Genomic DNA, 19553 nt, shown 5'->3' with positions numbered 1-19553 from the left:
GGCAACTGCGTGGCGTTTTTTATGCGTGAATGTCGAGCGGCGGCGAATGACGAATGCGCGAAGCCCAGCCCGTCAGTCAGGCGCGGTGCTGCAATCTCAAGTGCCCTTACGCTTATAAGTCACAAACGCATAATCGAAATCATTCGGCGCATCTGCGCGATGCGTTTCGTGCGCGACTTCTTCCCACTCGTTTTCATCGAGTTCAGGAAACGTGGCGTCGCCTTCGAAGTCGGCGGAAATCTCCGTGACGATCAGCTTGTCCGCCTGCTGCAGACCTTCCGCATACAGCTGCGCGCCGCCGATCAGAAACGCTTCGGGCGCCTGGTCCTGCGCAGCGAGCTTCAGCGCGTCCTCGAGGGTGGTCGCCGCGTCGCAGCCCTGAAAGCGCCGTGCGGCATCCCGTGTCACGACAATGTTGCGGCGTCCCGGCAACGGCCGGCCGATCGATTCATGCGTCTTGCGGCCCATGATGATGGGCGCGCCCATCGTGGTGCGCTTGAAGAACACGAGATCTTCGGGAAGTCGCCAGGGCAACTGGTTGTCGCGGCCGATCACGCCGTTGTTGGCGCGAGCGACGATCAGGGTGAGCGTCGTCATCGAATGGAAAGGGGAACGTAACCAGCCTGATTCTACCTGAGGCGCAGAACGGCGCCGTTATCCAGGCCGGCGCTGCGCCTCGCGCCCCGTCATTCGTGCGAAGCCTCGTCGGCGGCGCACGATTCGAGCGACGCCTTCTCGTCGGCCGCGCTCAGTTCCCGCAGCCCGTGCTGACCCATGAGCCGGTACAGCGTCACGCGCGAGATATTCAGATCCACCGCCGCCTCGTTCAAGCGGTGGCGATGCCGCAGCAGCGCCGCTTCGATCGCGCGCTTCTCGGCGGCTTCGCGCGCCTGCGAGAGGCTCATGGTCTGCTGCTCGGTGAACTGCGCGAGGTCGAGATCGGCGGCGGAAATCAGTTTGTTCTCGGCCATTACGATTGCGCGGCGCACCCGGTTGATCAGCTCGCGCACATTGCCGGGCCAGTTGTAGTTGTAGAGCGCTTCGATCGCCGACGGCGCGAAGCCGCGGATATTGCGGGCGCTGTCGGTCTTGAACTTGTGCATGATGTGATGTGCAAGAATTTCGATGTCCTTGCCGCGGGCGCGCAGCGGTGGCTCGTCGACACGCAGCACGCACAGGCGGTGGAACAGATCGGCGCGGAACCGTCCGTCACGCATCGCGATCTCGAGATCCACGTGGGTCGCCGAGATGATTCGCACATCCACCGGGATCGATTCGTGGCCGCCGAGTCGATCGATCTTGCCTTCCTGCAAAAAACGCAGCAGGCTCGCCTGGCTTTCCATCGGCAGGTCGCCGATTTCATCGAGCAGCAACGTGCCGCCGTCCGCGGCCTCGACCCGGCCGATCTTGCGCTGGCTCGCGCCGGTGAACGCGCCGCGTTCGTAGCCGAATAGTTCGGATTGCAACAGATGGTGCGGAATGGCGCCACAGTTGATAGCGATGAACGGCGCTTTGCGGCGCGGCGAGCGTTCGTGGATCGCCAGCGCGGTGAGTTCCTTGCCAGTGCCGGATTCGCCCGAGATGAACACGCTGGCGTCGGTATTGGCGACTTTGCGGATGGTGCGGAAGAGCTGCTGCATCGCCTCGCAGGTACCGACCATTTCGTCGTCGTCGGTAGCGGGGGTGACTGGCGGGATCTCATCGGCGTCGCACAACGTCACCATGCCGAATGCGTGACTGACGAGGTAGTCGATCGTGACGTTGGCGACCGGCGTCTTGACGTAGTCGAAGCAGTAGTGGCGGATCAGGCGCCGCACGTCGGCGTCGGCGAGGCGTTCCGGGGTGGCGAGCGCGATCCAGCCGATCTGCTGCTGACGCAGGCTCGCTTCGAGGCCGCCAAGGTCGCGCAACGCAAAGCCGGCCAGATCGACAATGCCGGCGCATATCACGTCAGGCTTGACCAGGCGCGCGAGTTCGTGCGCCGAGCGGGCCGCCATCACGTGCCAGCCGCGGCTCTTCAGATGGGCGGTCAGCGTCTCGTCCGGCGTGCGCGTAACGTACAGCAGCGTCCGTTCGGTCTGCGCGTGCGGCAGACCGGTCTCCTTCGCGGCGGCGGAGGGTTCGCGCCGGTTTCCCGCCGCAGCCTCCTGCGGGCGTATCAAAGAGACTTCCGACGGGCGCCCCACGAAGTCTTTCGCTGCTCGTGTCGCAGGCGCGTCCTGGGTCCGGGCGACCGACAGATGAGTGCCGGAGGGCGGTGTAACGCTGCTCAGATGGGGTGATTCGCGCACGATCAACCTCGTATCGTTGGCACGTCAAAAAGTGTAGGGAAAGCGCACGCCGATCACGAAATTCGGCGTGTCGGGCGTGAGGCCGACAGACACCGAACCGTTGATCGTCAAGTGCTTGTTCACTACGTGATTCAAGCCGAAGGTCAGTGCGGCGGCGGTGGTCTCGCTGCCCGGCACCTTCGAATAGGTTCCGCCTGGCGCCTTGGTCTGCGACTCGGGTTCGAGCGCCATGGTGTACGAAATGCTTGCCGAGTCTTTGTCCGAGAACGCCAGCGCTACGCCGCCGCCGAATTGCACGACGTCGCCGATCTTGACCGTCGCCGGTTCGGTCTGTCCGATGACCGACGAGATGTCCGAGAACGAGCGGGCAATGTTGTAGGTGTACGAAACGCTGCCGAACAGCACGACCGGATCGTAGGTCTTCAACACCGACAGGCCCGCCGTGATGTTCCAGAAGCCGGTGCCGGTGGGCAGCTTGGTGGGGGCGACGAGGTTGGTGTTGTTGGCATCGACCTGCGCCAGCTTGATGCCGAACGGGGACGAACCGGTCGGCGCCTTGACGCGCAGGCTGCCGACCAGGTCCGGCAGGTTGTTGGTTTCCTTCAGGATCTGGTAGTAGATCCCGAAATTGACGTCGCCGATGTCGCTCGAATTTGCCGAGGCGTCCGAGACCGTATTCGCGGCCCCGCCGGCCCCGCCGACGATGAAGTTGCTGTGCCGGTAGATATAGGGCACGTCGACGTCGACACTGATGCGGTCGGTCAGACCGTAGCGCGTGTCGAGATCGGCCATCACCTGGTGCGACTTGGTTTCGCCGAGGTTGATGTTGCCGAGGAAAATCGCATCGAGCGCGAGGAAGCCGGACAGTTGCAACTGGCGGCGGTCGTAGTAGGTATCGCTGATGCCCCAATCCATGGTCAGCTTGTGCTCGAACAGCGGCGTGTGCTGCTGGTTCTGCACCACGGCGTCTTCCGATTGCGTGCGCACCGGTTGCGCGGCCTTCTGCGTCTGGCCGACCGCGCCGCTGCCGTCGGTCGCCGCAGGCAGGCCGCCGCCACCACCGCTATTTTCAGGCACCGGCGGAGTGACCGGCACACCGGTCGCGGTGCCCGTGGCGCCGCCCGGCGCGGGTGTGCCCGGATTCACCTGAGCAAGCGGCGGCAGCGGCACAGGCAGCCCGTCCGCACCGGGTTGCTCGGCAACCGCGGCATTGCCGGTCGGTTCGCCGTAGCCCGGCGCGCCGCGGCCACGCTGCGCCATCTCGAGGTTCGTGACCTGCCGTTCGAGTGAGATGATCTGCTGTTGCTGCTCGCTGACGACGCGCATGAGCGTGTTCAGCCGTTCTTCAACCGATTGATCGGCGAGCGCCTGCGCGCTGGCCCCCTGCGACAGCGCAAACAGCATGACGGCGGCCGGAATGGCCGCCAGCGCCATGCGTGGCGCACCGGTCTTTGAGAATCTGATCATTTTTGTTCCCCCGGTATTCTGACTGCGCGTCGCGTGTCTCCTTATGCATCGCGCGGTCGTTTTGGTACTTCGGTCTCCTTCATGGTCGGGTGGCGGCCCGTGTTATCTCCTTACACTGTTTTGCAGCGCTTGCAGGACGCCGATCTGGCGCAGCATCGAGGCCGACATCTGCTGCGTCTGCAAATGCAGTTGCAACTGGTTGGCGACTTGCTGGTTATTGCCTGCAATCTGCAAGAGTTGGGCGATCGCCCCGGCTTGTTGCGCGCTGCTCGGCGCGATGGTTTGGGTGGCCATACCGGCCGGCGTTCGCAGCGCAATCGAAATGCCGCCGTTGGCAAGATTGACGGAGGCTGTCACCGAGCCGTTCGCATTGCTTGCGGCTGCCAACGTTGCGTTGTTATAGGACCCTTGCGTCATGCTGCCTGGCGAGGCGTCGAAATCGATCAGCGCCTGGTTGGTGCCGAGGTTGCCGTTGCCTGCAATCTGGGCAATCTGCGAGACGCCGTTGACGCTGACGTTCTGTCCGCCGCTTGCGCTGGCGTTGCGGTTGGAGCCGCTGCCCGAGGTCCCGTTCGGTCCGGTCACGGAGGCTGATGAATTGAACTGGACGCTCGGCTGGTTGGGTGTGTTCATGCCGATGGCGAGCGAACCCGAGGCGGCGGCGGTGGCGCCGTTCGGCAACTGCCATTGCGACAGCAGGGTGACGACGACACCCGAAATGATGTCCCCAACAATGCCTTTGCCGGTCTGGTTGGCGAGGACGGCGTCATCGACGGGTTGCAGCTTGAGGGCACTGACATCTTCGAACGCTGCCGATGGCTGCTCGGCAGCGTGTGCGGCTGATGCGAGGCCGCACGTCGTGAAGCATAACGCACAGCCAATGGTGAGTAAGTTTCGGTCCATGATGAGTCAGAACATCTCTGCCTTGATCAAACCGTATTCCACAAAGGGAGTCGCAGCCGTGCCGCTTTCCAGCGCACGTTCGCGCAGCTTGAGCGCGAGCGACTCGTTGCCTTGCAAGAGCGGAGAATCCTCCATAAATGGCTTGCCGACGACCGCGAACACGAGGCCGTTCCATTTCTTGACGAAGTCGTCTTCCATGACGATGCGGTTGCCGAGCGCGGGGTCGGCAATGAAGATGCGGCCGTCTTCCGCGTGCTTGACGATGACGAAGTGCTCGTAGCCGTCGCTGTTCATCAGCACGAGCACGGGAATCATCAGGTGATAGAGCGCTTCGGCGGTGACGCGATACCCGCGGCCGCGCAGGCCGATCGTTTCGACGAACTTCTTCATGTCCAGCATCGAGAAGCCGTTCTTCACCACCACCTCAGGTGTCGAGAACACCATCATGCGTTGGATCATTTCGGTTTCGGGAATGTCGATGCCGTAGCCGTACTTCAGCAACGTGGCGAGAGCGGCTGAGCCGCAGCTGTAGTCGTAACGCTGCGAAACGATATGGTTGTAGCGGAGCTCGCGGATCGAGCGCACGTTCAGGTCGAACGGCACACCCGCTGCGGCATTCATGGAAAGGGCACTCTGCGCGTGACCCGTCTGCGATAGCACGAGCCCAGCGAAGAGTGTCAGGAAAAAGCCGCGCGTTACCCTGCTCACCCCGAACATGGTATGTCTCCCCCCGCGGAAACAGCCGGCCAGCACGAAGGCTGACCGGTGTTTTCCAGCGATACAGCTTTAGTTACTGATGCGACACGCTGGCGACTGCAAGGCCGTTGTGTTGCAGGTTGCCTACACCCGATGCGATGTTCACACCGATGTTGCCGCTAGCATTGGACAGGGCGCCTGCACCGAGCATCGACGAGCCGGTGAACTGCCCATTGACCATTGCGTCTGCGGTCTGGCAGTTCTGGTCGGTGGCGATGACTTCGCCGCCGTCCTTCCCGCCTTTGTTATGACCCCAGCCCATGCCGCCGCTGCTGCTGTCAGTCGTCGCCGATGCTGCCAGGCTGTTGTTTTGCACGTTGCCGACACCCGACGCCACGTTCACCCCGATGTTGCCGGTCGCGCCCTTCAGCACGTCGGCGCCGACGCTGGCGGTAAAGTCGAAATCGCCGATCTTCGCCTTGCCGCTCGACGCTTGTGTCGAGTAGATCTGCGCAGAGCCGAACACGGGGCCGACGTCCATGTTGGACAGGGCGGCGTCATTGGATTGCGCGTTGTCGACGCCGGTGGCCATGTTGACGCCAATGTTGCCGTTTGCGGTTTGCAGCGCGCCGTCGCCGATGCCGGCGGACATTACCGTCGGTGTTTCGGTGTTGATGTGCTGGGTCACGCTGCCGGTAACCGTGACGGAGCCCCGGTTGTCGTTATAGTTATGGGTCCATCCGTAGGCGCTGCTGCCTTCCGAATAGCTGGCGTGCACTTCGTCGCCATAGCCGCTGCGGGTTTGCGTCGCGGTGCTCTGGCTGGCTGCGGCGTAGCCGCCGTATGCCACGCCGTAGCCGGCTGCCTGGGCTGCGAAGCCGCCGCCGAAGTTGTCCGACGCATGGGTGTTCAGCGCTGCGGCGAAGCCTGCTGCGACACCGCCGAAGATCACGCCTGGACCGACGCCGAGACCGGCAATGAAGCCTGCTGCGGCGAAGCCGTTCGCGGAGGCATGGGTGTTCAGATAGTTGTAGCCCCGATACGACGATTCGATACCCGTCGCAAAGCCGCCGCCTGCAATAAATGCCGCGCTCGACGAAGCCGAGCTGGTTTGCGTGTTGCTCTTGTTATAGGCCCAGGCGTTGTTGCTGTACGACTGGCTTACGCCCCAGTGGCTGCCGTTGCCGCTTGCATGGTCCCAGCTATCCGTCGTGTTGATCGTGGTCTTCACGTTGCCGGAGACATAGCTTTGCGGCGGCGTCTTCATGTCGACACCGTTGATGTTCACATTCTGCGTGTTGTTGACCGTGGCGCCGGAGCTGCTCGACACATTGACGTGGCCACGCAGCGTGATGAAGCCGAATTCGCCGATGTCGGTATAGATGTTCGTTGCCGTAAAGAGCTCAGCCGGGTCGCAACCGGCGGTGCATTCGGCGTAAGCCGAACCTGCTGCCATCGTCGACAGGACAGCCGCTGCAATGATAGTGCGCTTCATGATGACGCTCCGATAAAGAGTGTGGCTCGTTAGAAAAAGGTGCCCGCCGGGGGACGGAGCACAAAACTGTTTGAACTGACGTTACCCGAGCCAGCGGTCTGGTTGATCTGAACGATCCCACTGACGTTTTTTAGCGCGTCCGCACCGATAGATACTTCGCGTGCGTCGTGGTTTTCGCTGGACCTTCCCAGACCGCCGCCTTTGGCGGTCGTAGCGGATAGCACCCCATCCGCTACGATCTCCGCTCCATTCGGTCCAGAACCTATTACGGCGCTGTTCCGCTGGAGATTCCCTACACCCGCCGACTGATTCACTTCGATAAGGCCAGAGGTGTTTGAAAATGCATTGCTGCTGATCGTGCTTTTCGCGGCCGTCGTCTTCGCGTTAGTGGCGGCGTCCTGCGAGTTTCCAGTCAGACCGAGAGGGACTTGCCCATTGGCGAGCACACCCTGATTTGCCTGTACGTTGTCGAGGCCCGCTGCCTCGTTGATGGCGACGACACCCGTCGCGCCGGCGGCTGCACCGTTACCGATCAGCGACTGCGCGTCGACGAGCGCGGCTGGCGTTTGAGCGTGTGCGGCGACGCTCGCGAGGCCGAGAAACGCCCAGGCCATCAGGGGCCAGCGCAGATGCTTGCGTGACGGAAGGCGTTTCGCTGCCGGTGCGCGTGTCGTTTTCATTTCATGGCTCCCAAAGCAGCGCCGAGGGGGGCGAGGGCGCCGTTGACCGACTGGGCAATCGAGCTGCCGATTCCGCCGGCGCCGCCGAAGCTCGCGCCTGCGCCAACCGGAACGGTGTTGCCGGCGCCCGCGAGCATGTGCTGGATGCCGTTTGTGCCGACCAGCGCCGGCATGAAGCCGTTGCCCGTGATGCCCGTGGTGCCGTGTGCGCTGTTCAGGTCGAGATCGCTCGCCATCGCGCCGAGCGAGGCATCGAAGGTCGCCTTCGGGAAGGTCTGGACCTGGACGGCGATCGGATCCTGACTCTTCGGCACCGGCACGAATGCATCGCGCGGTGTGATGTCACGCTCGATGATCAGGTTGCCCGGCTGGGTCGCCTGCTGGGCGGCTACACCCGTCACGGCGCCCGCAGCGAGCACGCCGAGCAGCGCGGACAGCACGGCTGCGCAGGGGCGGCTACTCGGCTTCTGGGTTGAGGCGTTCATGTCAGTTCCTTGCGGGCAGACGATCGGTCGGTGCGGTGTTGGGCAGCGAGCGGGCCGTTGCGCTAATTTCTCTGGTAGCTCGTGACGTTGCTTTGTGCGGAGCGGGCCACGTCGACCGGGATCGGCAACTGCGACGGCGGGGCGATTTCGTCCCACAGCGTCACGCCGTTGCCGCCGTTGTTGAAGCCGCGCATCAGTTGCGGCGTAGACGCGACCATCAACATGCCGCCGAAGCCGCCGCGCTGGTTGGACAGCGCCTGGTCGTCCAGCACGAGATCGTTTACAGACGCCGCCTCGACGGGAATGCGCAGTGCGCTGCCGGCCAGATCGCTGCGGGACGCGGCGCTGTCGTTCGTGTCGGCCACGGTGTTGTCCGCCGCAGGGGCGCTCGCCGTATCGATGGCCGTCGTGTCCGGCGAGGCCACCGCTGCGAGCGGCGTGCTCGCGAGGGTGGCGGAACCGGTATCGGCGGTTTCGGCCATCGGGGCTGATTGAGACAGTGCGGATTCCTGTGCATTGACGCCGGCGGGCAGCACGATCAAGGCCATCGCGGTGGCGCATAGTGCGGCGCAAGGTGCAATGCTGTTCAGGTCGATGCGGAAAGCGATTCGCATGATGTGTCTCCTTGGTGCACAGCATTTAGCGAAACGTGTGCCATGAGTCGCAATCCATTGGTGCGCCTGGATGTGACCCGTATGCCTCGGAGTAACGACTGGGAAATCGCTCAAAAACGTTTCAGCGCTGAAACGGGAGGCAGAAAATACCTGTAATTCGTTAAATCTGAAGGTATGAACTACCTTGGGGTGAACGCCAGGAAAAGCGCTTCCACAATGGTTTTATTCATAGGTTGAATAAGTATTGATCGCCCGCTAGGCCTTACTGGCAAAGGGGTCCCCGATTAAATTCGCATAATTGTTTTCCAAGCGGCGCGTGTATAGTAAGCTCTCGAAAACAGCTTCAGATTTAAAAAAGCCCGCTAACGGGCCGTCTCAAACACACACGCCGCTTTCTTGGGGATCAGCTGTCCGCACGGAATGGAATGGCCGTTCGGGTTTTGCTTATTTCGCGAATCCCGAACGAGTCAGCGTGTCTGAACTCCGGTTCAGGTGCGTGCGTCATCCTTAACGTTCGTTGACGAGAGGATCTGAATAATGGAACCCGCAACGCGGCAACTGATTTACGTTTCACGCGATCCGAGCGCGGAACTGAATACGCGTTTCCATCAGCGCGGCTGGCATGTCGAAGTCGTGGGGTCAGCGCGCGATGTGCGCCGTGCTGTTCGCGCCGGAATGGCGGCGGGCGGCCTGCTTGATTTGTCTAGCGATTTTCAGCCACACGAAATTGCCGCCTTCGAGTCCTGCCTGACCATGCCGAACGTCGGCTGGGTCGCGGCCACCACGCCCGGACAATTGCAGGACGCGGCTTTGCGCCGGCTCGTGCGGGACTATTGTTTCGACTATGTAACGGTGCCTTACTCGGGCGACAGGATCGTCGATTCGGTCGGTCATGCATACGGCATGATCTCGCTCGGCGAGCCGGCATCGAACGATGCATCGCAAGGCGCCGAAGGCGAAATGGTCGGTTCGTGCGACGCGATGCTCGCGCTGTTCCGTTCGATCCGTAAAGTGGCAATGACCGACGCGCCGGTGTTTATTTCCGGCGAATCGGGCACCGGCAAGGAGTTGACCGCGGTCGCGATCCACGAACGCTCGGCGCGCCGCAATGCGCCTTTTGTACCGATCAACTGCGGCGCGATTCCGCCGCATCTGTTGCAATCCGAACTATTCGGCTATGAGCGCGGCGCGTTTACCGGCGCCAATCAGCGCAAGATCGGCCGCGTCGAAGCGGCCAACGGCGGCACGCTGTTTCTCGACGAAATCGGCGATCTGCCGCTCGAAAGCCAGGCGAGCCTGCTGCGCTTCCTGCAGGAACGTAAGGTGGAGCGGCTGGGGGGCCACGGTTCGATCGACGTCGACGTGCGTATCATCTCGGCCACTCACGTGGATATGACGTCTGCGATGATCGAAGGGCGGTTCCGCTCCGACCTGTATCACCGCCTTTGCGTGTTGCAAATCGACGAACCGCCGTTGCGCGCACGTGGTAAGGATATCGAACTGCTTGCGCGGCATATGCTGGAACGTTTCAAGAAAGACGCAAGCCGGCGCTTGCGCGGCTTCGCGCCCGACGCTATTGCGGCGCTGCATAACTACGGCTGGCCGGGCAACGTGCGCGAGTTGATCAATCGGGTGCGGCGCGCCATCGTGATGTCGGAAGGGCGGGCGATCACGGCGCGCGACCTCGAACTGGCCGAGTATGTCGAGATCGTGCCGGTGTCGCTCGCGCAGGCGCGCGAAGCGGCCGAGCGTCAGGCCATCGAGCTCGCGCTGCTGCGCCACCGCGGCCGTCTCGGCGACGCCGCGCAGGAACTCGGTATTTCGCGCGTGACGCTGTACCGCCTGTTGTGCTCGCACGGCATGCGCCATATGGAAGGCGAGCCGCTGAGCACACCGCACGGCGACTTGCCGGCTTCCGTGCCGCATCTCTGACGCGTTTTCCTGCCGATATTTTCTCCGTCGCGCGCCTCGACCGGACGCCGTCCGGCTGCGCTTGTTAAAATCGGGTTTTCCGCTCAATCTCCGTGGCGCCGGCCCCTGACCAGGGGCGCGCCACGTCGAAGGAACCCGCATGAAACAATATCTCGACCTCGTCCGCACGATTCTCGACACCGGCACGTGGCAGGAGAACCGCACCGGCATCCGTACCATCAGCATGCCTGGCGCCATGTTGCGCTTCGACCTCCAGCAGGGCTTTCCGGCGGTCACCACGAAAAAACTGGCGTTCAAATCGGCGGTGGGTGAACTGGTCGGGTTTCTGCGCGCGTCGCGCAGCGCCGCGGATTTCCGGGATCTGGGCTGCAAGGTGTGGGATGCGAACGCCAACCAGAATCCGCAATGGCTTGCCAATCCGTATCGCCAGGGCGCCGACGATCTCGGCGACGTCTATGGCGTGCAGTGGCGCCAGTGGCCGGCCTACAAGGTGCTGGACGCCGGCGCACGCGCGCAACTCGCCGACGCGACCGCGCGTGGCTTCCAGGTGGTAACGGAATTCGCGGAAGACGGCAGCCCCAAAGTGTTGCTGTACAAGGCGATCGACCAGCTGCGGCAGTGTCTCGACACGATCATGCAGAACCCCGCCGACCGGCGAATTTTGTTTCATGCCTGGAACCCCGCTGTGCTGGACCAGATCGCGCTGCCGGCTTGCCACCTGCTTTATCAGTTCCTGCCGAACGTCACGCGCCGTGAAATTTCGCTGTGCTTGTACATTCGCAGCAACGATGTCGGCCTCGGCACGCCGTTCAATCTGACGGAAGGCGCGGCGTTATTGCATCTGGTCGGCCGCCTGACGGGTTATACGCCGCGCTGGTTTACCTACTTTATCGGCGACGCGCACATCTACGAGAATCAGCTCGATATGCTGCAGCAACAGCTCACGCGCGAGCCGTACGAAAGCCCCGCCTTCGCGATCTCGGACCGTGTGCCGGACTATGCGAAAACCGGTGTGTATGAGCCGGAATGGCTCGAGAAAATCGAGCCGTCGGACTTCTCGCTGGTCGGCTACCGGCATCACGAGCCGCTGACGGCGCCTATGGCGGTCTGAACGTGCGCTGTGATGTGAGCGCCTGCTCGTAGCCTGCTCAAAGAAAAACCCCCGCGACGTGAGTCGCGGGGGTTTTTTCTTGCCGACTTCCAGCCGTCGGGGTGCCAGCGTATAGCTGCTAGCCTTTGTGATGCTCGTCACGATTGCCGCCGCTCGAATGCTGCTCGGCGTGCTGCGGCTGGGGGCGCGGCTGTTCCGCACGCTGCGGTTGCGGTTGAGGACGCGGCTGCTGCACCTGCTGCGGACGCGGCTCAGGACGCGGTTGCTGCACCTGTTGCGGACGCGGCTCAGGGCGCGGTTGCTGCACCTGTTGCGGACGCGGCTCGGGGCGTGGCTGCTGCACCTGCTGCGGACGCGGTTCAGGACGTGGCTGCTGTACCTGTTGCGGCTGCGCTTCAGGACGTGGCTGCTGTACCTGTTGCGGCTGCGGCTGCGGACGATTTTCCTGACGCGGTTGCTGCTGCGCCTCCTGCATCGGCTGCGGGCGGGGCGCCTGCGGCTGGGCGCGTGTTTCAGGCGCACGCTGCGGTTGCGCTTCCGGTTGACGCTGAGCCTGTTGCTGCTGCTCCGGACGAACCCCCGCCGGCTGGCGAGCCTGTTCCTGCGGGGCGCCACGTTGCTGCGCCTGCTGGGCCATCGGCGTATGCGGCTGCGTCCACGCAGGCTCGTGCCGTCCTTCCGCGCCAGCTTGCTGACCCGCTTGCCCCGGCGCGCCGTGCTGCTGTGCGAAGGCGTTCGGGTTGGCGCCGTTCGCTTGCGGCGGACGCGGCACGCCATTGGACGGATGAGCTGTGTCGACGGGTGGCTGGTGTGCGTTGGCCATTTGCGGCGGCATGCCGGGCCGCGCTTGCGGCTCGCCACCACGCTGCGGCTGACCGTTCTGCGGCGCTTCGCCCGGCCGTTGACCGGCCTGTTGCATACCCGCTAGCGCACCGGCACCGGGGGCACCGGGTGCAGCGCCCGGCGTCCGCCCAGCCAGGTGCGATTGCACGACCCGTACGTTCTGCACCGGCATGGTTCCCGGACCCCCTGCCATATGGGCCGGCACCGAGGTTCGCACGATCGGCGCGCCCGCGCCCGGCACCCGTCCGCCGCTCTGCGCGAAGTTTTGCGCGAGCGTGTCGTGGTACGCGGCCGGCACGGCCGGAGTCCGCGTGGCGACAACCGGACGCGTCATCACGCCGGCCGGCGGACGGTAGTTCGCGTTACGCAGGCCCGGTCCGAAGCTTTCCTTCACCGGCGCGATTCCTGGGCCGCCCGGATTGATCTGCGCGTTGCGCCACTGCTGCGGATCGACCTTCTGCGCGAAGCGGCCGACTGACTGACCGTGCACGAAGGCTGTCGCCGGCACCGCGGTCACACCGCCCGGCACACGATAGTTGATGTACGTGTTGTGAATGTTGGTCACATTCGTCACGTTGATGTTGCGGTTGTAGTTGTTGACGACCGTCGTGTTGTTGACGCGATTGTAGTAACCCGGGCTCCAGTGATCGTGATCGCCCCAGTGCGGGTGCCACGGTTCGCCCGGGCCCAGCGGGAACCACGCGACGCCGGCCGCGACCGCGCCGCCAATCGCGAGACTCACGCCCCAGTTGACTCCGCCACCACCGCCACCCACGAAGGCGACCAGCGCCGGTGCGTAGACGGGCGGTTCGCTGACCACGACCGGTCCAGGTACCCACGCCCAATCGTCGTCGACCTGGGCCCAGCGGCCATAGTGGTAGGGCGCGAAACCCCATGGCTCGTCGTCGATCCAGGTCCAGCCCCACGGCGCTTGCCACACCCAGTGACCGTCGTGATACGGCGCCCAGCCGGCCGGCGTGGCACGCGGCACCCACACTTCACCGTACTGCGGGCTGCTGCGCCACGTGCCATTGGCGTCGAGATCCTGATAACCGGGGATGTCGCGCGACACGTAGCGCGCCGACAGCGAGCGATCCTCCGCCGCGTCGCGGCTTGCCGCCCATTGATCGAAGCCGTCGAGGCCGGGCGCGCCGTTGTCGGCGACCTGTTGCAGGTTGGTGCCGGCAAAGCGGATCTGCTGGCCGGCCGCGACCGGCACCTGGCCGCTGTCACCGTACACGGTCGCGCTGCCGCTGCGCACGGTGACGGTGGTGCTACTGCCGTCCGGCGCGACGTCGACGCGGTAGTCGCCAGGGCCATTCAGGCCGAGCGCCAGATTCGGCGTGTCGATTTCATAGGAGGAGCCGGGCGCCAGGTCACGCACGCGTGCCGACAACGTACCTTGCGCGACTTTCAACTGCGCGCTGTTGTCGTCGAGATTGAGGATGTCGAGGCTGGTGGACTGATCGAGGCGCACCGCGGTCGAGCCGATATGCAGTTCGGAGCGCGCGTTCTGATCGTTCCACAACTGGTCGCCGGTGGTGAGCGGGCGATTGATCTGGGCGTACGACCAGTCGGTTGCGCCGGCCGGTTCGGTGGTCACGGCGCCGGCCGTGTAGTTCAGACGCGCAACACGTCCCGGCGGATCGCTAATCTGAGAAGAAGCAGCGCCCGGGGGCGCCTGTTCGGCTTCCTGCGCAAAAGTGGCTTGCGCCGCGAACAGGAACGCCGCGGCGGCGATGAGCGTGTAGCCGGTGAGCCGGCGCTTCGAATGTTGGGCTGTGGTCACTGTTCTCATGATTTATCTCCGACGGACGCGGCATTGTGCCGTGCCCGTGAGAGTCACTCTACCCTCACGGTTTGTTTCAAGGCCCCCACTTTTGTAAGGCTCTCTGACGAGCGTGTAACAAAAGGTCTCGATAAGGCCTTTCGTAAGCTGATTGCGAAAATTATGTAATCGCATCAAGCGGTTAAGCGTGGTTCAGGCGGCGAGAAGCGCATCGAAATGACGTTGGCCTGCCGGTGTGATGCGTAAGATTCGCGGGCGCTCGGTGCGCTCGACCCAACCATGAGCCGACCACGAATCGAGCAGTGCGGCGCCGAGCGCGCCACCCAGATGTGGGCGTCGTTCGCTCCAGTCGGGACAGGTGCAGGCGAAGCGGCGCCGACGGCTCTTCTGGGCGGACATGTCGATGCCCCAATCGGCGAAGCGGGCGGCGCCTTCGGCGGTTGCTTCGAGCGATGAGCCGTGCAGTGTCAGCAGGCCGCGCTCGATCAGCCGCTCGAACACCCGCACCGACAATTCACCCGCCATATGGTCGTAGCAGGTGCGGGCGTAGCGCATGTCGACCGGCACGGTGCGCACCGGACGCGGCACGGCCCGTTGCGGCGCGCTGACCTGCGCGACGTTGGCGAGCGCTTCGATGGACGCGGCGATATCCGGCGAGGCGATCCGGAAATAGCGATGCCGGCCGCGCACTTCGAGGGCGAGCAGGCCGCCGTCGGTCAGACGCGCCAGATGAGCGCTGGCCGCCGACGGCGAGAGCCCGGCGATCATCGTCAGCTCGCCGGCCGGGCGGGCGCTGCCATCCATCAGTGCCCACAGCATCGCGGCGCGGCCGGGGTCGGCGAGCAGCGCACCGATGCGGCTCAGGCCTGGAAAGTGATTGTGTTCGTCTGCGAGATTGGCGGGCATCGGGCGTCTCCGGTTGGTGGCGCGGGCAGGGCGCCATGCAGTCCACTCTATCTGGCTGCTGCATTCGATGTTTCAGCTTAGCGTGAATTGTCGAATGCAGCGGCTACGAAAACCAGGCGGCGAGGGCGGGCTGGTGCGTGCTCTAGTGCCTCAGTGCCTCAATGCCTCAGTGCTTCTGTGCGCCGTTACCCTATGCCGCAACCGCAACCGCAACCGCAACCGCAACCGCAACCGCAACCGCAACCGCAGCCCCAGCCGCAGCCGCAGCCGCAGCCGCAGCCGCAGCCCCAGTGCCCATGCCCAGTGCCAGTGCCAGTGCCCATGCCCATGCCCATGCCAATGCCAATGCCAATGCCAATGCCAATGCCAATGCCAATGCCAATGCCAATGCCAATGCCAATGCCAATGCCAATGCCAATGCGAGTTGCGCAAAGGAGTGCCTCAGGGGCTTCGGACGCGCCTCAGGCGGCGCTTCGTGCCGCTTTGGCGTCGCGCCAGGCCGCCAGGCTAGAATCGAATCCTGTCTTTGCCGGAACACGCTCTCATGAAATTCTTTTTCGCCGCAGTTGCCGCGGTTCTACTGTTCAGTGCGTGCGCGCAAAGCGGTTCCGCTCCGAGTTCGGGTGCAGGTACCGGCAGCATCACGATGTACGGCACGATCGACGAGGGCATTTCGGTTCGCAAGTAAGTCCGAAGCGGGCGCGGTCGCTTTTTCGGACGCGTAAGCGTGGCGGGTGGCTGGAATTGATGCATCATTGTCATTCCTGCCATCACCGGCCGTGTGACGATCAATGCATCGCCACTTTCGCCGCCCGAGGCTCACCGATGCCGCCGTCCACCGCTTCCGCTGCCTCCTCTGACATCACATCTGCAACTTCCGCCGTTGCCTCGACAACCGCCTTCGCGGCTTCCTCTGCTGCCCCCTCCGCCGAGTCTTCCGCTACGCCCGCCGCGGTGCCGTCTTCGGCCGCGAGTCAAACCGGCTCCGATCATTCCGATCCGCACGGCCGCCGTGCCGCGCGCGTACTGGCGGTTTGCCAGGCGCTCTACACCTCGTCGGTCTCGATCGATCTCACGCTGACCGGTCTGGTCGGCTATACGCTCGCCGACGACAAAGCGCTCGCGACGCTACCGTTCTCGCTGATTACCGTCGCTGCCGCGTTGACAACGATCTTTGCGTCGTTCCTGATGGCGCGCATCGGGCGGCGCGCGGGTTTCGTGCTCGGCGCGGGCGTCGGTGCGGTGGGCGGGGCCATCTCGGTGTGGGCGATTTTTCATCACAGCTTCTGGGCGTTTTGCGCCGGCACGGCGACGGTCGGGGTGTTTCAGGCGTTCGCGCAGTATTACCGGCTGGCGGCCGCCGATGCCGTCGGAATCGAGGGCAAAAGCCGCGCGATTTCGACTGTACTCACCGGCGGCGTCGTGGCAGCCGTGTGCGGGCCGCTTCTCGCCGCATGGAGCAAGGACTGGCTCGCGCCGGTCGCGTTCGCCGGTTCCTACGCGCTTGTCACCGGGCTCGGACTTGTATCGATTGCCATGCTGGCGCTGTTGTATCGCGACGCCGCGCCATCCGCGCACTCGGCCGTGACTCACAGCCCGGCCCGGCCGCTTGGCGAAATCGTTCGGCAGCCGATCTTTGCCGCGGCGCTCGCGAACAACGCGCTCGGCTACGCCGTGATGATGTTCGTGATGACCGCGACGCCCATCGCCGCGGTCGCGTGCGGCCATACGATTGGCGACGGCGCGGCGATCATTCAATGGCACCTGGTCGGCATGTTCGCGCCGTCGCTGTTTTCCGCGCGACTGATCAAGCGCTTCGGCGTGCTGCAGGTGATCGGCGCGGGGATCGCGCTGTCGGCGCTGTGCGGTGTGCTGGCGTTGCGCTCGACCGATCTGCCGCACTTCTACGCCGCGCTCGCATGCCTGGGTGTCGGCTGGAATTTCATGTTCGTCGGTGGATCGACGTTGCTTGCGCAATCGTACCGGCCATCTGAGCGGGCCAAGACGCAGGCGACCAGCGAATTCACGACCTTTGCGTTTTCCGCGCTGGGCTCGCTGTTCGCCGGGCAATTGCTGGCGCGCTTCGGTTGGGCGACGATTAATGCCGCAATCTTTCCGCCGCTCGGGATGGCGGCGTTGGCGACGCTTGCCTATGCGTGGTCGCGCAAGCGGCAATCTGTGGAGGTGATGTCCTGATGGCTGCACGTCATATCGTTTTCGCGGTGGCGCCTGACCTCGTGCTGCTCGATGCATGCGGGCCGCTCGAGGCGTTCTGGCGCGCTGAATTGACCATGGCGGCGGAGGTGGGCGCGGCGGGGCGTTCTGTTGTTTCTGACTGTGCCGGTGGACCGATCGGCTCCGGCCGGGTTGAGAGCGTGGGCGGGTCTGGCGCACCGACTGGGTCGAGCGGACCGAGCACGCCAAGCACGCCAAGCACACCGAGCACACCGAGCACACCGAGCACACCGAGCACACCGAGTACACCGAGTACACCGAGTACACCGAGTACACCGAGTACACCGAGTACACCAAACGGACCAACTGGCCCAAACAGAAACGCCCCAGAGCCGATCGCCTACCGCACCACCGTCGCATCCATCGACGGTGGCGTATTGCAAACCTTCCCGGGTCTGCCGGTCGTGACCGAACGGCTCGACTCGCTCGACGATCAGCCGATCGACACACTGATCGTCCCGGGTATCCCGATCGACGAACGGTGCACGTTGCAGCCGGAACTCGTCGCGTGGATCAGGCGGCGTGCGCCACAGGCGCGGCGCGTGTGCTCGGTCTGCACGGGCGCGTTCTATCTGGCAGCAGCGGGCCTGCTCGACGGCCGCCGCGCGACCACTCATTGGCGGGAAGCGCCGCATCTCGCGCGCCGTTTCCCCAACGTGCGGGTCGACGCCGATCCGATCTTCATCCGCGACGTGGGCCAAGGTGCAGGGGACAGCGTTGTCTGGACGTCGGCGGGCGTGACGGCGGGCATCGATCTCGCGTTGGCCTTGATCGAAGAGGATGTCGGCCACGCGGTCGCGATGCAGGCGGCGCGGCGGCTGGTCGTTTTCATGAAGCGGCCCGGCGGGCAATCGCAATTCAGTGCGGCGCTGGCAGCACAGGCTTCGGCGGGTGGACCGTTCGAGGCGCTGCATAGCTGGATGGCGGCCCATTTGCGCGACGATCTGTCGGTCGAACGGCTGGCCGATCGCGCGCAGATGAGTCCGCGGACTTTCGCGCGGCGCTACGTCGACGAGGTTGGGCGCACGCCCGCCAAAACCGTGTCGGCATTGCGTCTGGAGGCGGCCGCGCGGGTGCTGGCGGAGTCGCGCCGGTCGCTCAAGCGGATTGCGCTCGATTGCGGCTTCGGCAGCGAGCAGAACTTGCGACGCGCTTTTGTGCGGCGCTTCGGCGTGTTGCCGCTCGAGTATCGGGAGCGTTTTGAGTCAGCGGTCGTCCCCCGGCACGCGGCGGCTCCCGCGGCTGCGGAGGCGAATTGACGGGCGAAAGCTCGACGAAAGCATAGCGGCCGTCCAGGCCGACATCCGGCAAGATAACCCCACCCGACCCGCGACGGAGTCAATATTGCGCTCGTATAATCGCCTCCTTTAAATGCATCCGATTGACCGGAGTCAAGATGAGCACCCCTGCCTTAGCGCCGTTGGACCGTTCCGAAACCACCTTCCGCTTTCTCGCTGAGCCCAGCTCGGTCAATTTCGGCGGCAAGGTGCATGGCGGCGCGTTGATGAAGTGGATCGACGAGACCGCGTACGCGTGCTCGGCGGTGTGGTCGGGGCGCTATTGCGTGACGGTCAGCGTGGGCAATATCCGCTTTCGCCGGCCGATCCTGGTCGGCAACCTGGTCGAACTGCGCGCGCGGGTCGTGGCGACGGGCCGCACCAGCATGCACATTCACGTGTCGGTGCAGGCGGGCGATCCGAAGGGCGGCGAACTGCTGCAAACCACCGACTGCCTCGTCGTGATGGTCGCCGTCAACGAGAACGGTCACCCGGTGCCGGTGCCCGCGTTCGTGCCGGAAACGGATGAGCAGAAGCGCCTCGCCAAGTACGCGATGGACGTGAAGGACGCGCTCGACGCGATCGTCGAACTGAAGCCGGAAGAAGTGGCGCAGGGCAAGGTTTAAGCGGCGCTTCGGGCGGCATCGGCACGCGTTGTGGTGGCGTGCCGCCGCTTGCCGTCGTTCACCGCCATTCACCGCCGTTTGCCAGAGGCACGCTCCCGCGTGCAAGCAGCATGCGCAGGCCGCGCGATCATTGCATCCGCCCGGCCTGCTATTTGCAATCGCATCAACCAATCTGCGCGACCGGCCTACCTCCGGCCGATCCC

17 protein-coding genes and 1 pseudogene are annotated in these 19553 nt (G+C 64.3%); 7 read left to right on the top strand and 11 right to left on the bottom strand.

Annotated features, from left to right (window positions below; all coding sequences use genetic code 11):
• Window positions 1-96: 96 nt before the first annotated feature.
• From ACOSV0_RS15135 to ACOSV0_RS15095, 9 genes are all read right to left on the bottom strand, one after another.
• A complete protein-coding gene (locus ACOSV0_RS15135) occupies window positions 97-597 on the bottom strand; it encodes a dihydrofolate reductase (RefSeq protein ID WP_434106968.1) in 501 nt (166 codons plus the stop codon).
• Between the two features lie 89 nt (window positions 598-686).
• Entirely contained in the window at window positions 687-2291 is a 1605-nt protein-coding gene (locus ACOSV0_RS15130; RefSeq protein WP_434106967.1) for a sigma 54-interacting transcriptional regulator, read from the bottom strand.
• Between the two features lie 24 nt (window positions 2292-2315).
• Window positions 2316-3758, bottom strand: coding sequence for a hypothetical protein (locus ACOSV0_RS15125; protein ID WP_434106966.1), 1443 nt, complete (start codon window positions 3756-3758; stop codon window positions 2316-2318).
• A 102-nt stretch (window positions 3759-3860) separates the two neighbouring features.
• The gene (locus tag ACOSV0_RS15120; protein WP_434106965.1) at window positions 3861-4661 is read right to left on the bottom strand and encodes a peptidase C39; all 801 of its coding nucleotides are present in this window, start codon (window positions 4659-4661) and stop codon (window positions 3861-3863) included.
• Window positions 4662-4667: 6 nt separating this feature from the next.
• Window positions 4668-5378, bottom strand: a complete 711-nt coding sequence (locus tag ACOSV0_RS15115; protein WP_434106964.1) for a C39 family peptidase — start codon at window positions 5376-5378, stop codon at window positions 4668-4670.
• A gap of 73 nt (window positions 5379-5451) precedes the next feature.
• Window positions 5452-6852, bottom strand: coding sequence for a hypothetical protein (locus ACOSV0_RS15110; RefSeq protein ID WP_434106963.1), 1401 nt, complete (start codon window positions 6850-6852; stop codon window positions 5452-5454).
• 29 nt (window positions 6853-6881) lie between these two features.
• On the bottom strand, window positions 6882-7532 hold the full coding sequence (locus tag ACOSV0_RS15105) for a hypothetical protein (protein WP_434106962.1): 651 nt from the start codon (window positions 7530-7532) through the stop codon (window positions 6882-6884).
• On the bottom strand, window positions 7529-8017 hold the full coding sequence (locus ACOSV0_RS15100) for a hypothetical protein (RefSeq protein ID WP_434106961.1): 489 nt from the start codon (window positions 8015-8017) through the stop codon (window positions 7529-7531). The genes ACOSV0_RS15105 and ACOSV0_RS15100 overlap by 4 nt, the downstream gene beginning before the upstream one ends.
• Before the next feature lie 62 nt (window positions 8018-8079).
• Window positions 8080-8631 carry a hypothetical protein gene (locus ACOSV0_RS15095; RefSeq protein WP_434106960.1) on the bottom strand — a complete coding sequence of 184 codons (552 nt, stop codon included), beginning with the start codon at window positions 8629-8631 and terminating at the stop codon, window positions 8080-8082.
• Between the two features lie 537 nt (window positions 8632-9168).
• Between ACOSV0_RS15095 and ACOSV0_RS15090 the strand changes: the two genes are divergently transcribed.
• Both ACOSV0_RS15090 and ACOSV0_RS15085 read left to right on the top strand, forming a co-directional pair.
• Window positions 9169-10563, top strand: a complete 1395-nt coding sequence (locus ACOSV0_RS15090; protein ID WP_434106959.1) for a sigma 54-interacting transcriptional regulator — start codon at window positions 9169-9171, stop codon at window positions 10561-10563.
• Window positions 10564-10702: 139 nt separating this feature from the next.
• Entirely contained in the window at window positions 10703-11674 is a 972-nt protein-coding gene (locus ACOSV0_RS15085) for a thymidylate synthase (RefSeq protein WP_434106958.1), read from the top strand.
• 118 nt (window positions 11675-11792) lie between these two features.
• Here ACOSV0_RS15085 and ACOSV0_RS15080 read toward each other — a convergent pair whose 3' ends face one another.
• Both ACOSV0_RS15080 and ACOSV0_RS15075 read right to left on the bottom strand, forming a co-directional pair.
• Complete coding sequence (locus ACOSV0_RS15080; RefSeq protein WP_434106957.1) at window positions 11793-14315, bottom strand: DUF6600 domain-containing protein; 2523 nt, start codon at window positions 14313-14315, stop codon at window positions 11793-11795.
• Window positions 14316-14498: 183 nt separating this feature from the next.
• Window positions 14499-15212 (bottom strand): ArsR/SmtB family transcription factor, encoded by a 714-nt coding sequence (locus ACOSV0_RS15075; protein ID WP_434106956.1) that lies wholly within the window; start codon window positions 15210-15212, stop codon window positions 14499-14501.
• A gap of 296 nt (window positions 15213-15508) precedes the next feature.
• On the opposite strand from ACOSV0_RS15075, the gene ACOSV0_RS15070 reads away from it, so the two are divergent.
• The 5 genes and pseudogenes from ACOSV0_RS15070 (at window position 15509) to ACOSV0_RS15050 (ending at window position 19350) form a co-directional block, all read left to right on the top strand.
• Window positions 15509-15760 carry a hypothetical protein gene (locus ACOSV0_RS15070; RefSeq protein ID WP_434106955.1) on the top strand — a complete coding sequence of 84 codons (252 nt, stop codon included), beginning with the start codon at window positions 15509-15511 and terminating at the stop codon, window positions 15758-15760.
• Window positions 15757-15900 (top strand): hypothetical protein, encoded by a 144-nt coding sequence (locus ACOSV0_RS15065; RefSeq protein WP_434106954.1) that lies wholly within the window; start codon window positions 15757-15759, stop codon window positions 15898-15900. The genes ACOSV0_RS15070 and ACOSV0_RS15065 overlap by 4 nt, the downstream gene beginning before the upstream one ends.
• Window positions 15901-16037: 137 nt before the next feature.
• Window positions 16038-17408 carry an MFS transporter gene (locus ACOSV0_RS15060; protein WP_434106953.1) on the top strand — a complete coding sequence of 457 codons (1371 nt, stop codon included), beginning with the start codon at window positions 16038-16040 and terminating at the stop codon, window positions 17406-17408.
• Window positions 17409-17776: 368 nt separating this feature from the next.
• Window positions 17777-18706 (top strand): annotated as a pseudogene (locus ACOSV0_RS15055) (GlxA family transcriptional regulator); the annotation flags it as partial.
• Between the two features lie 137 nt (window positions 18707-18843).
• Complete coding sequence (locus tag ACOSV0_RS15050) at window positions 18844-19350, top strand: acyl-CoA thioesterase (RefSeq protein WP_097390047.1); 507 nt, start codon at window positions 18844-18846, stop codon at window positions 19348-19350.
• The last annotated feature ends 203 nt before the right edge of the window (window positions 19351-19553 follow it).

Source organism: Paraburkholderia caffeinilytica (assembly GCF_051027425.1).
GTDB lineage: Bacteria > Pseudomonadota > Gammaproteobacteria > Burkholderiales > Burkholderiaceae > Paraburkholderia > Paraburkholderia caffeinilytica_A.
This window is presented reverse-complemented; position numbering and strand designations above follow the sequence as displayed.